The organism is Glaciecola sp. 2405UD65-10 (assembly GCF_048820975.1).
Lineage (GTDB): Bacteria > Pseudomonadota > Gammaproteobacteria > Enterobacterales > Alteromonadaceae > Glaciecola.
The window spans coordinates 145,633-160,901 of record NZ_JBMEUF010000002.1 but is presented as its reverse complement, the minus strand read 5'-3'; the positions used below and the strand labels follow the sequence as shown (position 1 = coordinate 160,901).

The window sequence follows — 15,269 nt, the reverse complement described above, 5'->3', positions numbered from 1 at the left end:
ATGAATAAATTGTTTCGAAGCTTGCGTCGTATTAATCCACAGCACTCTTTATTTGGGCGTATATTCTTATGGTTTTGGTTAGCGGTAAGTGTAATGGTGATTGGAGCGTTCACTGTAGCACGCTTTTTAGGGGACACCTGGGAGCTAAGTGCGACAACCGACGCGCACCTTGCTGATTTGCAAAGCACTGCTGCGAACGTTCAAAAGCTATTAAACAAAAATACAGATTTTGAAAGGGCTCTGCGCAGAGTTGGCGCGCGTACCCGGGCGCAGCTTTTACTAATAGATCCTGAAAATAAGCACTTATTTTTAGGCTTTCCACGCCCCATGCTAAGTCAAACTAGTAAGTTCATTGATTTAGTCAATGCGAGCGAACCGTTAGTAATACGCACAAAGAACATGGAGTTTATTGGTCCGATAGCAGTAAGCGCAAATGGTAAACCCTTGTATTTGTTTTCAGGGCGCCTACTGCGCCACCAGCAACGTCCATTTATGGTTTTAGGCTCTGCCTTGGTAGTATTTTTAGTACTAGGCACACTGGCCTGTGTGGGCATTGCGTTTACAATTGTTAAGCCGATTAAACGCTTACAAGAGCTTAGCAATGATTTTGCCACCGGCTACTCACAAGAGCCTGACCCTCATTTAGCGAAAAGAAAAGACGAACTTGGCCAACTTCATGAAGATATTTATAAAATGGCAAGCAACTTAGCGTTGAGCTTGCGCCAACAAAAAGACTTAATGGCAAACGTATCCCACGAATTAAGAACGCCATTAACAAGAATGCAATTAGCACTGGCTATGTTGAACCCTGAAGGCAACGAAAATAACCCTTACGGAGCACGAATTGAAAAAGAAATTGGTGTTATGGATAGTCTGATTGGCCAGTCTTTACAATTGGCCAAAATGGATAGCCAACTCCAACATAGCTTATCGCAAAAACAAAGTTGCTTATTAAGTGATATTTTAACCCCCATGTTTGATGACTTAATATTTGAGGCAAAAGCCTCGGGCAAGCAACTTATAATCAACGAATGCCCTGAACTTACACTTATGCTCAATAAAGCAAGCTTTGTAAGCGCGATTGAAAATGTGACGCGCAATGCAATTAAGTTTTGTGAAAGTACCGTGCAAATAAACATGGAGCAGAATGAAAAAAATGCCCACAGCATACTGAGCATTGTTATTGAAGATAACGGTGAAGGCTTACCACTTGAGCAAGCCAAGCAGATTTTTGAACCTTTTTATCGCGCGCCTTCTGGAAATGAAGTACAGGGGACTGGCCTAGGTTTGGCGATTGCAAAAGCCGCAGTAGAACTACACCAGGGGCAAATTGATGTGTATGAATCTGCTATGGGTGGCCTTAAAATAGCGCTAAACTTCCCATTAACTACAGCTAAGCTGATACGCTAATTTCATTCTTATGACATATTATTTTCACTCACAAAACGATGTACTTGAGCCGAAAGATCCAGCTTATTTACGCTTCTTAGATTCATCTTTAGAATACGGACATTGGATATGCTCGCCTAGCGTTACTTTACATTACTGCATTGCGCTACATGAAGCACCTAAGGGCTGTATTGTGATTTTCCCGGGACGTGCAGAAGCTATTGTCAAATATGAGGAACTGCTATTTGAACTATTCCAAAATGGCTATAGCGTATTTGCGCTTGACCACCGAGGACAGGGTGGCTCATCTCGAGCGTTAGCGAACCCGCATATGGGATATATTGAAAGTTTTGATGATTACATCACTGATGCTACCGCATGTATTGAAAATGTGTTGATACCCCAACTACACAAGCAGGCACTTGATTCAGATTTATACTTGCTTTGCCACTCTATGGGCAGCGCAATCGGCGTACATTTTTTGCAAGCTAACGCAACGCTGTTTAAAAAAGTGTGTTTTAGTGCGCCAATGTTAGGTATTAATTTACCCTTACCAGAAGTTCTAGTGAAAGCTATTGCGAAGAGTGCTGGTACTGTGTATCGATTACTAGGTAAAACGCCTCGTTACTTCTGGGGGCAAGGTGATTATAAGCCGTACCCGTTTATTACCAATCAATTAACGAACAGTGAAATTCGCTATGCGAGTTTTCGCAAAACGATGGCGCAAAGCCCTGAAGCGCAGTTGGGGGGAATAACCTTCACATGGTTGACTGCAGCCATAAACGCCATGCAATCTGCCCGTATTATAGCCAAGCACTTAATGATGCCAGTGTTGGTATTACAAGCGGAAGAAGAGCAAATAGTTGATAACAAAAAAATGTCTAAAACAGTGGAGTCTATGCCTCAAGCTAAGTGTGTTGTTATTCCTAAAGCCAAGCATGAAATCCTTTTTGAAAAAGACCCAGCAAAGCATCAAGCGCTTAGCACGATATTAGATTTTTTCGCTAAGCCTTAACTACTCACCTTAATCACTGTTATACTCATGTGCATTAATATCCAAAGAGTATCAGCATGTTAGACGTGGTTTTGTTTGAACCTGAAATCCCCCCGAATACCGGCAATATTATTCGCTTATGCGCTAATACCGGATACAGTTTACACCTAATTGAACCTTTAGGATTTGACTGGGATGAAAAAAAAGTTCGCCGTGCGGGGCTTGATTATCATGAGTTTGCCAACACGCAGCGCTATCCTAACCTGCAAAGTTATATTGATGCGCGCCAGCCTAAACGCATATTTGCATGCACTACAAAAGGCACCGCTTATTACCACCAAGTAAACTACGAAGCTGGTGACGCCTTATTATTTGGGCCAGAAACGCGAGGCTTGCCTAACGAGCTTATAGAATCGTTACCTGCTGAATGCCGAGTACGTATTCCTATGACAGCCAATAGCCGAAGTATGAATTTATCAAATGCGGTTGCGGTGTTTGTTTATGAGTCGTGGCGTCAACTCGATTTTCCTGAAGCAAAATAGGATCTGAAAGCAGCGGGGTCACCCCGTTATTCACTGGTTTGTTCACGCCCTAGTAGCGTTAACGCAGCATCTTTCGCTGACTTACCTTCGTATAACACGGCGTAAAGCTGTTCACAAATGGGCATTTCAATGCCCTGTTTGTTCGCCAGAATATGTACTTCGTCAGTATTTCTATAGCCCTCTACTACTTGGCCTATACTTTCAATGGCTGCGTCTACACTCATACCTTGGCCTAGCGCTAAACCAAAACGCCTATTTCTTGATTGATTGTCAGTGCAAGTGAGCACTAAATCTCCTAAACAGGCCATCCCCATAAACGTATCACTTTGGGCGCCAAGAGCTAAACCTAAACGTTTCATTTCGACTAAGCCGCGAGTAATAAGTGCTGTTCTTGCGTTTGCTCCAAAACCTAAACCATCAGCTAGGCCTGCCCCAATCGCAATAACGTTCTTAACAGCGCCTCCTAATTGTACGCCAGTCATATCGTTATTCATGTATACGCGGAAACGCTGAGAGTCATGCAGTAGTGCACCGAATGTTTGATTAAGATGCGCATTCTTACTCGACAATGTAATAGCGGTGGGAAGCCCAGCTGCCATTTCCGCAGCGAAAGTGGGCCCTGATAATACCGCCAGCGGCGTACCCTCAGGTAAATGTTGCTCTGCCACATTTTCTAATAAATCACCGGTACCAGGTTCTAGCCCTTTACTAGCCCATATAACTTGATGGTGGGCTTCAATCATAGGCGCAATAGCTATTACAGTGTCGGCAAAGGCATGGCTGGGCACTACAATAAGAATGTAGGTGCTCTGTTTAATGGCGTGCTTAAGATTTGTTACAGCCTGTAGCTGTTCAGGAAAGGTAAAGTCACCTAAATATTTATGGTTAACGCGCTGAGTTTGCATAAGCTCAACAGCATCGCTATTTCTGCCCCATAAAAAGGTAGGGTAATTATTTCTAGATAAACAAAAGGCTAAGGCCGTACCATATGAACCCGCACCAATTACCGTTGTGGTAGTAGACAAACTCATGAGCAATCAGCCTTTTGTAAATAGATTATTAAGCGTCTAACTTAGGCGCTTCGTCACTTGGGTTTTGCTCTGCTTGGCGCTTTTGTACGTAAGCTGCAAAAATAGCATCAAAGTTTACTGGTGCTAAGTTTAGTGGAGGAAAAGTGCCTCTGTTTACTAAATTAGAAACCGTTTCGCGAGCATAGGGAAACAATAAATTAGGGCAGTAAGAACCCAGCATATGCGCTTTATTGTTATCTGGCATTTCGCCAATGGCAAAAATGCCGGCTTGCTGTACTTCACATAAAAAGCCGGTTTGGCCTTCATTAGTTGCCGTTACCGTTACTGATAAAGTAACTTCGTAAACGCCTTCACTTAATTCGGCTGTGCGAGTATCAATATCTAACTTAATTTCAGGCTTCCATTCTTTTTGGAACACGGCTGGAGAATTTGGCGTTTCAAATGAAATATCTTTTGTGTAAATGCGCTGCATGTTGAATTGTATTTCTTGTTGTGGTGCAGCTTGGTTTAATGCTTCGTCAGCCATGAGTGTTTCCTATTTACTTCTTTTTTTAAGGCGTAATTTACGCCAGTGAATTGAGAAAGTGATGCATGTTGCGTCACTTATAAATTGCTTACTTAGCTGCGCGCTATAAAAGTGCTTAGCCTGCTAATAAAGCGTCTAATTTACCATTGGCTTCAAGTGCGAATAAATCATCGCATCCGCCTACATGAGTATCACCAATGAAAATTTGCGGCACGGTTGAGCCGCCATTGGCGCGTGCAATCATTGAATCACGTAATTCTGGTTGCTTGTCAATTTCAATATCATTGTAAGCAGCACCTTTTGCTTCAAGTAAGCTTTTCGCTCGCTTGCAATAAGGGCAGTAACCTTTGGTATAAATATCTATTTTTTGCATATTACACTCTCTTTTGTTTAGCAAACATTCAACAGACTGTATTGGGCCTATAATATTTACAAATTATTTATTTATTTAATGGCAAACTTGCGCCTTGCCATGCATTTATACCGCCACTTAACACGTTTACGTTTGTAAAGCCTTGTTTTGCCATTTTATTAGCAGTACCAGCAGCGGTATTTCCCATTGCGCATACAACAATAATGGGTTTATCTTTGTCTTTTTCAAGCTTAGAAAAGTTACCTTCGCGAATTTCTTCAGGTTTTAGCTGTCTTGAGCCAATGATATGACCGGCTTTAAAGTCTTTTTGCGCACGAATATCAAGCACAATTGCATCTTCTTTATTGATTAATTGCGTTGCTTGATGGTTATCTACTCGCTTCGTTCCTGAAATAGCGGGCGCTATGAAGGAATAAATCAACATGATCACTAAAGCAGCCCATAGGCCTGACAAAATAAGATTATTGCTAGCAAACTCGATGAGTTGATCCATTTATTTGTATCTCACTTAATTTTAATTAACGCTTTAAAGCGGGGAATTATATATAAACACGGCAAAAATGACACTATTAGTATTAATTGGCTATACATTATTGCGCTAAGTGTGTTTATGCTCAGCGCTTTTACTGGTAAATTAGATACATGAGCATTCTACAATCTGAGTTTAACTGTTTAACATTCAGCATATAGGAACATTATGACAAGCAAAAAGAAAACCTTAGCCCTTTTTATCCTTGACGGCTGGGGATATCGTGAAGAAACCGAAAATAATGCAGTTGCGGCCGCCAATACGCCCAACTTAGATAGACTAAGCGCTGAGTATGCTAGCACATTAATTTCAGGGTCAGGCTTAGATGTAGGCTTACCGCCAGGTCAAATGGGCAACTCAGAAGTAGGCCATGTAAATTTAGGTGCTGGACGCGTGGTTTATCAAGATTTCACCAAAATCACGAAATCTATTGAAGATGGTAGCTTTAATGACAACGAAGCATTAGTTACCGCCATTGAAAACGCAGTCAATAATGATAAAGCTGTACATATTATGGGCTTGTTGTCTGATGGTGGTGTGCATTCTCATATTGACCATATTTTGGCAGCAGTGAAATTAGCGCACAGTAAAGGCGCTAAAAAAATCTATGTGCACGGCTTTTTAGATGGTCGTGACACGCCTCCACAAAGCGCAATAAATTACGTAAAACAAACAGAAGAAGCATGCGCTCAATATAGCGGCGCACAAATTGGCAGTTTAGTAGGGCGCTATTACGCGATGGACCGTGATAACAGATGGGACCGCGTAACACTCGCCTATGATGTATTAGTAAGCGCTAAAGGCGAATTTACCGCAGATAGTGCAAGTCAAGCGGTGGAAGATAGCTACGCCCGTGAACAAACTGATGAATTTGTGAAGCCAACCGTAATTGGCGACTTTGCAGGCATGCAAGACGGCGATGCTGTGTTGTTCATGAACTTCAGAGCTGACCGAGCACGTGAATTGTCACATGCGCTAATTACTGACGATTTCAGTGGCTTTGAAAGAAAAGCTCGTCCTGCAATTAACTTTGTGATGTTAACTGAATTTGAAACTAGTTTAAAAGCGCCCGTTGGTTATCCAACTGAGCCATTAATAAACGTGATGGGTGAATGGTTATCTAAAAACGATAAAACTCAGCTTCGTATTTCAGAAACTGAAAAATTTGCCCACGTAACGTTTTTCTATAGTGGCGGCAAAGAAGACGAATACAAAGGCGAAGAACGCATTTTAATTCCATCTCCTGATGTAGCTACCTATGATTTACAGCCAGAAATGAATTCAGAAAAGTTAACTGATGCGATTATAGAATCTATTGAAGGGGGAAAATATGACGTTATTATTTGTAATTTCCCTAATGGTGATATGGTAGGTCACACCGGCAAATTTGATGCGGCAGTAAAAGCATGTGAAGCGGTAGATGCATGTATTGGCAGAATTATTGAGTCACTGGAAAAAAATGGCGGTGAATGCTTAATTACGGCAGATCACGGCAATGCGGAGAAAATGCAAGATGCTAGCACCGGTGTTGCGCATACCGCGCATACCAGCGAGCCCGTTCCGTTTATTTATTATGGGCGTGAGGCAAGCGTTCGTAGTGGCGGCACTTTAAGTGACGTTGCGCCTACAATGCTTCATCTTATGGGTATGGAGCAACCTAAAGAAATGACCGGAAAGCCGATCGTTACCGTAAAATAAAGCGATAAACATGAAGTACACCAAGTTGGTGAATAAAGCGTGTTCAAACACACTAAAGGCGTTTTGCTTTAGTGTGTTTGTGTGCCTAATTCCTAACTTGGTGCTTGCCCAATCTGAAACCAAAGAATTGGCAACCATTAAGTCCTTAATAGAACAAACCCAAAATCAATTAAAAAAGAAGCTAGCGGATTCAGATCGCCTTCAAGAAGAGTTAAAGCTTGCCGAGCTGCAAATTGCGCAAACAGCGACTTTGCTCAATCAAACAGATACAAAGCTTGATAACACTCGAGCAGAACTCACGCAATTACACGCACAGAAAAAACAAATAGCACAGAATATTACAAAGCAACAAAGTGCTTTGGCCGCGCAAATCAAAAGCGCTTATATGGCGGGTGACTATGATTTTGCTAAAATGGTCTTTAACCAAAATCAGGCAGGTAAGTTTGAGCGCGTGCTGACTTACTATCAGTATTTAAACAAAGCTAGGCAAGCTGAAATTAGTAACTTTCGTGAGCTAATTAGCAGTTTAGAAGCGGTTAGTTCGAAATTGGCGAGTCAGGAAACACAATTAGCGCAGTTGCTAGCTCAACAGTCTTCTCAATCATCTAGGCTACGTGATCAACAACAATCGCGTTTTGCTTCACTTAAAAAATTAGAAAAACAGATAAAAAGTGATCAAGCTAGAGTGAGTCAGTTACAGCAACAAGAAAATGATTTACTTGCTGCTATTGAGGCCGCTGAATTAGCTGCGAAAGTGGCTCGCGAGAAAGCCAATCGAAGTGATATTCAATTGAGTGGCTTAGCCGCACTCGAAGGCAAGTTAATGATACCTACTGGCGGGACAGTACAGCGTTTGTTTGGTAAGCGCAGGCAAGGACAGGTGCGCTGGAAGGGAATAGTAATAGATACACGCTCTGGTACTTCCGTTAAAGCGGTAGCCGATGGCGTAGTACTTTACTCTGATTGGCTCAAAGGTTTTGGTTTGGTAACCATTGTGGATCATGGTAAAGGATATATGACCGTATATGGACGGAACCAAGCGTTACTAAAGAACGTGGGTGATAAAGTTTTAGCGGGTGAATCGATAAGCTTAGCGGGTACAAGCGGAGGACAAAGTAGAGCAAGTTTGTACTTTGAAATTAGACATAAAGGTAAAGCGTTAAACCCGAGTAAGTGGCTAACGCGTACTTAATTGTTTGACCTTGTACTGCTTAGTTGTACTAGCGCAGCGAGAACAAATCCTTTTCAGTTTGGCCTGTAATAGTGGCAGTACAGCCAAACAGAATAGCACCCTCATCTGATATGCATAAATAGGTCACATCAAATATCACATACCACTTGTTTTCCATGGCTTCTTCAAGAGCCTTGCTTACTCTATTAAGCTCTTGGCGAGAGTCCACGTCTATAAGAGCCTCAACCACAGAATATTCACTACTAATATCCCCTATATTAAGACTTTCTAATTCGACCGATACACTATGGTCATGATTTATATGAATAACTTTATCGTTTTCTCGTGCGTAAGATAATTGCTTGGGGTGTGATAATTTCTTTATACGCGCAGCACAACGAATTGTATTGGCGTCAGAAAATTCATCTGAAGAAGCAATTGGACGATGGGTAATTACAGAACTGATAGCAACACCAACGGTTTTATGAAAGGTAATATTGTTTCGGCAAAATATGGATTTGCGTGAGGGGTAATATCAACAAATTATGATTAAATTGTGTTAATTCAGAGGATAAATTAGGGATGAAGAACAAGCGCATTTTATATGCGCTTGTTCTTACTCAGAAATTACCAAAATATGATGCTAAACAAATTCCATAAAGATAAAACGAGCATTACAAGAAATGTGCATAACATACCATATATGCGGGGTTTGCTTGCGCCACTGGATTTAACTATTCCGTAAGCGTGCAGTAAACGCCCTGCTAATAAAACGGCTCCAGCGACATGTAACAATGCCACCAAATTTGTATTGAGTTCAGCTATAGCGAGTAATATTAAACATATGGGAACATATTCAATAAAATTACCGTGTGCTCTGATAGCTTTTTGTAGTTCGTCTACGGTGCCATCTCCTAGGCTAACGGCATTAGCTCTTCTTTGCTTAACCACGCCAATGGTAAGTACAAAAAATACTAAAGCTAATAAACTTGCGTATAAACCAGTGATGGCTAGTGGCATTATTAATTCCTATTGTGTGGTGGTTCTTGAATTGTATTGCAGCATAAAATCTAATACATCTTCGCTGCTAAGAGGCTTACTCACATAGTACCCCTGAAATAGATGAGCGCCTAATAAAATCACTTGTTCAAGTGCATGTTGATTTTCAACACCTTCGGCAATTATTTTCAGCTCTAACGAATTGGCAAGGGCAATAATTGCTTTTACGATTTTCGTATCTTTGCTCCCTTTGCTGTCCTTGTTCCAGTCGTCTATAAACGATTTGTCTATTTTCAAAATGTTAAACGGCATATTCTGCAGGTAACTTAATGAACTATAGCCTGTACCGAAATCGTCAAGTGCTAATCTTAGGCCTAATTGCCTGAGCTTATTAAGAACGTTAATTACTTTCCAGGTTTTATTAATAATGACAGACTCAGTCATTTCCATTACTAGGCGTTTTGGTTCTACTTTGTGACTTTTACAGGCTTGAGAAATGTGGGGAATTAAATCTGGATCTAGCATTTGTTTACCCGACACATTGAATGAAACAAAACCATTTGTGGGGAAGCCCTTATTATCTTGCCAGTTCGCTAGATGTTTACACGCTTCGTTAATAACCCACTTGCCAACGTCTACAATTAAATTACTCTCTTCTAAAAGGGGGATAAAGTCATCAGGCTGAACTATTTGATCTTCTTTGTTTTTGAACCTCAGTAAAGCTTCAAAACCGATTATTCGCTGCGTTAAGCCGTCGCATATAGGTTCGAAATATAATTCGAATCTGTTTCGTGACAATCCAGTGCGAAGATCGTTAAGAAGTTTAACTCGCTGTTGCGTTCCAATTTCTAATGCTTTATTAAATACCTGATACTTGTTTTTACCTTCTTTTTTAGCATTGTATAGCGCAAAGTCAGCGTTTTTTAAGATAATGTCAGGATTTGAATTTTTATTGCTACCTTGTGCAATACCTAAACTTGTAGTGATAAATATTTCGTGGTTTTCGACTAAATAAGGTTTGGCTATGCACTCTATTACTTTCTCGGCTACTACTATCACTTCAGTCATGTGGTCATCGTGCCCCAACATAACAACAAATTCGTCACCGCCAAAGCGCGCAACAGTATCATTTTTCCTTAAAGTGTTTAGCAACCTTTCAGACACTTTTTGCAATAACATGTCACCCACATCGTGTCCTAGGGTATCGTTTACATCTTTGAATCCGTCAAGGTCTAAAAAGAAGACTGTAATTATGGATTGATCTCTTTGTGACCGAAAAAACGATTGTTGCAACCTATCTAAAAATAGCATTCTATTGGCTAGGCCCGTCAAATTATCGTACTCAGCAATATGGCGAAGTTTCTCCTGATTGATATATCGCTCGGTGACGTCGTGGCAAGTTCCCAAAAAACCATCAATTTTGTCATCTTCGTCAAATAGTATACGTACACTTAAATCAATCCATTTTGTTTTACCTGACGGTGTTACCAAGCGAAGCTCTTGGAAGTAATCAGTTCCTAATTCCATGCTCTTTCGAAGTTCATGTAGCAAACCATTGATATCATCAGGATGAAATGCATTGATCCAGTTGTGGTGTGTGCTGTCTTGAGGGCTTAGGCCGGAAAACTCAGACCATTTCTCATTGGCAAATACACAATTCCATGCAACGTCAACATGAATAATACCCACTGGCGCTAGCTGAGTTAGCGCGTTAAGCTGCTGTGAAGTACGTTTAAATTCATCTGCTTGTTCTTGAATAAATGTTATATCTTGGATTTGAAGCGTTGTATATCGTTGCCCCGCATGGCTGTGTCGAAACAGGCTAAGGTTTAACAAGCAAGGTGTGCCATCTTTTCTATATGCTAAGTGATTTTCCCATACTTTTGGTGCGTGAGTATCGCTATTTAGCCCCATTTTGTCTTTTTGATTTGACCATTGAAAGAAGCGTTCAAAGTTCGGAAAAAACGATGTGATCTTGATTCCAGACAAAGAATGCTTTTCATCTTCATTGATATTTACAGATTGAGGATCGAAGATGTCTTGTGCGGCTGGGTTACTCATAAAAATAGTGTGGTCGTGACTAACCACCACTACGCCAATGGGGGATGATGATATTAACTTACTCAAATATTCATTATCAGCAATTTTTGCATCTAAACCAGAGAAGTTGCCTTTTACTGATTCTACGCTTTGTAGCGTGCAACTAACGGCGCCTAAAATAGGTTTAAGCTGATTCATCATTGAAGCATCATAGGCTTTTTGAGGTTTTGCTAAAACACAAATTGCTCGTAGCTTCGTATGAAGTAATATCGGTATGATCATTAAGGACTTAATATCAACATTGCCCTTTATTAATGCTCGTGTTCCTTTAGGAATAGGGGAGTTATAATAAACAATATTGTTAAGAAGCGATTTTTCCTTAATCCAAGTTCCAAGAACGGATTGATCGATAAATGGGGGAGTTTCGCCATGGTAAATTTCGTAGAGGAATTGATTTTCAGATAAAGGCGAAAGTCCTTTGTCGTCAGATAAAAAACAAATGCCGTGTGCGCTTTTAGTGGTTTCACTCAAATAATGGATTAATATATTAAAAATTTGATCAAAAGACCCAGGATCAAATAACCTGTCCTGGATTTTTTCAATAGCATTTCGCGTTGATTTATCTTGCCGTCGATCTGCGCCAATTTCACTGATATCTGGATCAAGATATTCCGTTTTATTAACGTTTTCAGCGCTTGCTTTGCTCATAGGCAGTTTTCCGTTACGCGAACATAATTTTGGAATTCAATTATTGTATAAAATTCCACCACAGCGATTACTTTGTACTAACAGGCGTCTTTTTACAAGCCTATATATAAAATTTAACTACAACTATCATAAATACGTTACACTCAAGCATATATTTTAAGCCCTTTCAAAAAATAGAAATATAATATGGACAAGTCAGAAGATAAAGATGTTGGTATACCCAGTCACTATATAGGAATTGGTGCTTCCGCAGGCGGACTCGAAGCTCTGCAAACCCTCCTACAGAACTTACCTGTTGATACAGGCGCTTGCTTTGTGATTGTCCAACATTTGTCACCTGACTTTAAAAGTATGATGCTTGAATTACTGAGTAAACATACACAAATGCAAATTGAAAACGTAACTGATGGAGTGCTCACAAAGCGCAATACTATTTATTTGCTACCTCCTAAAAAGAGTATGATTGTTGCCCAAGGTGAATTAATCCTTACTGATAAAATTCCTGAAACGGGCTTAAGTTTACCTATTGATGTGTTTTTTAGGTCGCTCGCTGAAGATCAACAACATAGAGCGATTGGGATTATACTGTCAGGAACCGGTTCGGACGGTACGCGTGGCCTAAAAGCCCTAAAGGAAGCAGGCGCATTAGTGATTGCTCAAGAGCCTGATAGTGCTAAATTTGATGGCATGCCAAATAGTGCAATCAACACGGGTATAGTGGATTTAATCTTGCGCCCCGAAGAAATGGGCAAACAACTAGCTTCATATATTCAGCATCCACTAGTGAGTGGTCAAACCGAAATTACATCGGATAGTAATTTAGTCACTCAAGATTTAATGGCCGAAATATTCGATATTTTGCGTCTTAAAAGTGATATTGATTTCTCTAAATATAAGGCAGCTACCATTACGCGTCGTATTGAACGGCGTATGACAATTAAGCAGCTCACCTCGCTTCAAGATTACCTTACTTTGCTTTTTAAAGACTCATACGAAGTAGAGGTATTAGGCAAAGAGTTGCTTATTGGTGTGACTCGATTCTTTCGCGATACTGAAGCTTTTACGTATTTAAAGGACTTCGTAATTCCCAAAATTGTTAGCGAATCATCTTCTCAAAAAGTAATTCGCGCTTGGGTGGCGGCGTGCTCGTCTGGAGAAGAGGCATATTCTATTGCCATAATGTTTGAAGAAGAAATTCGCAAGCAAGGTATAGAGCAAGAAGTAAAAGTGTTTGCGACTGACGTTAATGCAGATGCTATTGCTGAAGCGAGTGCGGGATTTTACAGTGCAGACATAGAAAACGACATAAACTCTAATTTATTAAAACGCCACTTTGTTAAAGTGAATACGGGTGGGTATCAAGTTTCTCAAAAGATTCGCCATAGTGTTGTTTTTGCAACCCACAACATGCTTATTGACCCGCCGTTTTCAAATATTGATTTTGTGTCCTGTAGAAATGCATTGATTTATCTTAAGCCAAATGCGCAGCAGCGAGTGCTATCTTCATTTCATTTTGCCCTAAATAAGCTGGGGTATTTGTTTTTAGGATCGTCTGAAAATTTAGGCGATTTGTCGGTTCATTTTAACGCGGTGAACGAGCGACAAAAAATATTTATGAAAACTGGAGATGTTAAGTTACCACTCAGTTCTTCGACTTCTGATTCACCAAAAGCTAGTCGCAAAGACAATCATTCGATGCCATCAGTTTCTGATTTGATGAAAAGTTATAAAGGTAACAGCAATTCCGTTGGAGGCTTGGGTTTTGTTAATGATGCTTTAATCAGTGAGTTTGTGGCACCTTGCATCCTACTTAACGATGAGTATCAAGCTATACATGTATACGGTGATACAACGCCTTATGTGAGGCGTTTACCGCCTGGTCGAATTAGTACCTTAATAAAGGACATGGTCAACGAAGATATTAGTATAGCGGTATCGTCGGCATTACAGCGGGCTAAATATAGTGGCGAGGAAGTTTGCTATACAGGCATGACAACACAAGGTAGAGAAGATCTCGTCAACTTCGACCTACGTGCTAGATACATTAAAGAACATGATCTAGTGAGTTCTCCCGGTTATTATTGGGTGTTATTTGATACTGTTAAGTCAGACTCAAAAGGCATCAAAAATTCGTCTGAAAAATTTGACGTAAGTGAGCAAGCTCGTCAAAGAATTGCTGACTTAGAGCTTGAACTGAAGTATAACAAAGAGCACTTACAAGTTACGGTAGAAGAGTTAGAGACGACTAACGAGGAGTTGCAATCGGCCAATGAAGAGTTAATGTCGGCCAATGAAGAACTCCAAAGTACCAATGAAGAGTTACAGTCAGTCAACGAAGAGTTATATACCGTTAACTCTGAATATCAAGAAAAAATTGTACAAATTTCACAGGCAAATGGTGACTTAGACGAAGTACTTGGTTTGTCAAAAATAGGCATCATATTTGTTGATGATAAATTACTTATTCGCCGATACACCGAAGCCGTTAAAACATACATAAATTTGCAAGAAGCGGATATAAGTAGGCCACTTCACCATATTTCAAATAATATTGAATATGACACCATGTTAGTTGATGTTGCCACTGTGCTTAGTACTACAAAGTCTATTGAGAAGGAGATTACGTTAAAAGACAAAAAACTTTTACGTATTTCAATAAACTCATACAACTATAGTGATGTGTCGCGCTCTAAAGGCGTTGCTATTACGTTTTTAGATATTTCTAGAGTTCGCTATATGGAACTAGGGATGGTCGTTGCTTATAAGCAATTACGCTCAAGTATAAACAATGCGCTAGAAATTTTAGATACAAAGCCTTTTACACAGCAATTAAATGTGATTATTTTAGATGATAGTGCGGCGTACCTAGAATTACTTGAAAGCCAACTGTCACAAATTAATGAGTATCAAATTAACATTTTTAAGTGCAGTAATGTAAAACAAGCATTCTCGCTTATTAGAAAGAACGATATTGATATCTGTATTTGCGATTATTATCTTAAGGATGAAACCGCTTTAAACCTGATTGATGGTTTGACCCACAAAGAAATTGTTGTTCCTGTCATAGTGATAACAGGGGATAAATCAGATGAGTTAACGCCATTATTGCTATCACATGGTGCACTTGATTTAATCGACAAAGATGAACTTTCTCCAGCTCTTTTAGATAGAAGTATCCGCTACGCTATTCGCCGTCACCAAATTGACTTGCATATTGAGGAACTGATTGAAAATGAGTCTAATACTATTGAAGGGAAATAAAATATCGT

The 15,269-nt window shown here is 40.1% G+C and carries 13 protein-coding genes; 6 read left to right on the top strand and 7 right to left on the bottom strand.

The window, feature by feature from the left end:
* From ACOI22_RS12835 to trmL, 3 genes are read left to right on the top strand one after another with little or no spacing between them, the layout of a single operon-like run.
* Nucleotides 1-1,410 (top strand): ATP-binding protein, encoded by a 1,410-nt coding sequence (locus ACOI22_RS12835; protein WP_420672515.1) that lies wholly within the window; start codon nt 1-3, stop codon nt 1,408-1,410.
* A 10-nt stretch (nt 1,411-1,420) separates the two neighbouring features.
* Nucleotides 1,421-2,404 (top strand): alpha/beta fold hydrolase, encoded by a 984-nt coding sequence (locus tag ACOI22_RS12830; protein ID WP_420672514.1) that lies wholly within the window; start codon nt 1,421-1,423, stop codon nt 2,402-2,404.
* Nucleotides 2,405-2,460: 56 nt separating this feature from the next.
* Entirely contained in the window at nt 2,461-2,925 is a 465-nt protein-coding gene (gene trmL / locus ACOI22_RS12825) for a tRNA (uridine(34)/cytosine(34)/5-carboxymethylaminomethyluridine(34)-2'-O)-methyltransferase TrmL (RefSeq protein ID WP_420672513.1), read from the top strand.
* A gap of 26 nt (nt 2,926-2,951) precedes the next feature.
* Here the strand turns inward: trmL and gpsA are convergent, their stop codons facing one another.
* The 4 genes from gpsA to ACOI22_RS12805 form a co-directional block, all read right to left on the bottom strand.
* Nucleotides 2,952-3,956 carry an NAD(P)H-dependent glycerol-3-phosphate dehydrogenase gene (gpsA, locus tag ACOI22_RS12820; protein ID WP_420672512.1) on the bottom strand — a complete coding sequence of 335 codons (1,005 nt, stop codon included), beginning with the start codon at nt 3,954-3,956 and terminating at the stop codon, nt 2,952-2,954.
* Between the two features lie 28 nt (nt 3,957-3,984).
* Complete coding sequence (gene secB / locus ACOI22_RS12815) at nt 3,985-4,482, bottom strand: protein-export chaperone SecB (protein ID WP_420672511.1); 498 nt, start codon at nt 4,480-4,482, stop codon at nt 3,985-3,987.
* Nucleotides 4,483-4,597: 115 nt separating this feature from the next.
* Complete coding sequence (gene grxC, locus ACOI22_RS12810) at nt 4,598-4,855, bottom strand: glutaredoxin 3 (RefSeq protein WP_420672510.1); 258 nt, start codon at nt 4,853-4,855, stop codon at nt 4,598-4,600.
* A gap of 67 nt (nt 4,856-4,922) precedes the next feature.
* Entirely contained in the window at nt 4,923-5,348 is a 426-nt protein-coding gene (locus ACOI22_RS12805) for a rhodanese-like domain-containing protein (protein ID WP_420672509.1), read from the bottom strand.
* A gap of 204 nt (nt 5,349-5,552) precedes the next feature.
* On the opposite strand from ACOI22_RS12805, the gene gpmI reads away from it, so the two are divergent.
* Nucleotides 5,553-7,082 (top strand): 2,3-bisphosphoglycerate-independent phosphoglycerate mutase, encoded by a 1,530-nt coding sequence (gene gpmI / locus ACOI22_RS12800; protein WP_420672508.1) that lies wholly within the window; start codon nt 5,553-5,555, stop codon nt 7,080-7,082.
* A gap of 10 nt (nt 7,083-7,092) precedes the next feature.
* A complete protein-coding gene (locus tag ACOI22_RS12795) occupies nt 7,093-8,274 on the top strand; it encodes a murein hydrolase activator EnvC family protein (protein ID WP_420672507.1) in 1,182 nt (393 codons plus the stop codon).
* Nucleotides 8,275-8,302: 28 nt separating this feature from the next.
* Here the strand turns inward: ACOI22_RS12795 and ACOI22_RS12790 are convergent, their stop codons facing one another.
* From ACOI22_RS12790 to ACOI22_RS12780, 3 genes are all read right to left on the bottom strand, one after another.
* A complete protein-coding gene (locus ACOI22_RS12790; RefSeq protein WP_420672506.1) occupies nt 8,303-8,482 on the bottom strand; it encodes a hypothetical protein in 180 nt (59 codons plus the stop codon).
* 398 nt (nt 8,483-8,880) lie between these two features.
* Nucleotides 8,881-9,273, bottom strand: a complete 393-nt coding sequence (locus tag ACOI22_RS12785) for an MAPEG family protein (RefSeq protein WP_420672505.1) — start codon at nt 9,271-9,273, stop codon at nt 8,881-8,883.
* A 9-nt stretch (nt 9,274-9,282) separates the two neighbouring features.
* Nucleotides 9,283-12,000: an EAL domain-containing protein gene (locus ACOI22_RS12780; RefSeq protein ID WP_420672504.1), complete on the bottom strand. Its 2,718-nt coding sequence runs from the start codon at nt 11,998-12,000 to the stop codon at nt 9,283-9,285.
* Between the two features lie 186 nt (nt 12,001-12,186).
* On the opposite strand from ACOI22_RS12780, the gene ACOI22_RS12775 reads away from it, so the two are divergent.
* Nucleotides 12,187-15,261: a chemotaxis protein CheB gene (locus tag ACOI22_RS12775; protein WP_420672503.1), complete on the top strand. Its 3,075-nt coding sequence runs from the start codon at nt 12,187-12,189 to the stop codon at nt 15,259-15,261.
* Nucleotides 15,262-15,269: the final 8 nt, after the last annotated feature.

What these genes read in the sequence shown, in the direction of transcription:
- ACOI22_RS12835 (WP_420672515.1), top strand. Translation starts at nt 1, where the DNA reads ATGAATAAATTGTTTCGAAGCTTGCGTCGTATTAATCCACAGCACTCT.
- ACOI22_RS12830 (WP_420672514.1), top strand. Translation starts at nt 1,421, where the DNA reads ATGACATATTATTTTCACTCACAAAACGATGTACTTGAGCCGAAAGAT.
- trmL (WP_420672513.1), top strand. Translation starts at nt 2,461, where the DNA reads ATGTTAGACGTGGTTTTGTTTGAACCTGAAATCCCCCCGAATACCGGC.
- gpsA (WP_420672512.1), bottom strand. Translation starts at nt 3,956, where the DNA reads ATGAGTTTGTCTACTACCACAACGGTAATTGGTGCGGGTTCATATGGT.
- secB (WP_420672511.1), bottom strand. Translation starts at nt 4,482, where the DNA reads ATGGCTGACGAAGCATTAAACCAAGCTGCACCACAACAAGAAATACAA.
- grxC (WP_420672510.1), bottom strand. Translation starts at nt 4,855, where the DNA reads ATGCAAAAAATAGATATTTATACCAAAGGTTACTGCCCTTATTGCAAG.
- ACOI22_RS12805 (WP_420672509.1), bottom strand. Translation starts at nt 5,348, where the DNA reads ATGGATCAACTCATCGAGTTTGCTAGCAATAATCTTATTTTGTCAGGC.
- gpmI (WP_420672508.1), top strand. Translation starts at nt 5,553, where the DNA reads ATGACAAGCAAAAAGAAAACCTTAGCCCTTTTTATCCTTGACGGCTGG.
- ACOI22_RS12795 (WP_420672507.1), top strand. Translation starts at nt 7,093, where the DNA reads ATGAAGTACACCAAGTTGGTGAATAAAGCGTGTTCAAACACACTAAAG.
- ACOI22_RS12785 (WP_420672505.1), bottom strand. Translation starts at nt 9,273, where the DNA reads ATGCCACTAGCCATCACTGGTTTATACGCAAGTTTATTAGCTTTAGTA.
- ACOI22_RS12780 (WP_420672504.1), bottom strand. Translation starts at nt 12,000, where the DNA reads ATGAGCAAAGCAAGCGCTGAAAACGTTAATAAAACGGAATATCTTGAT.
- ACOI22_RS12775 (WP_420672503.1), top strand. Translation starts at nt 12,187, where the DNA reads ATGGACAAGTCAGAAGATAAAGATGTTGGTATACCCAGTCACTATATA.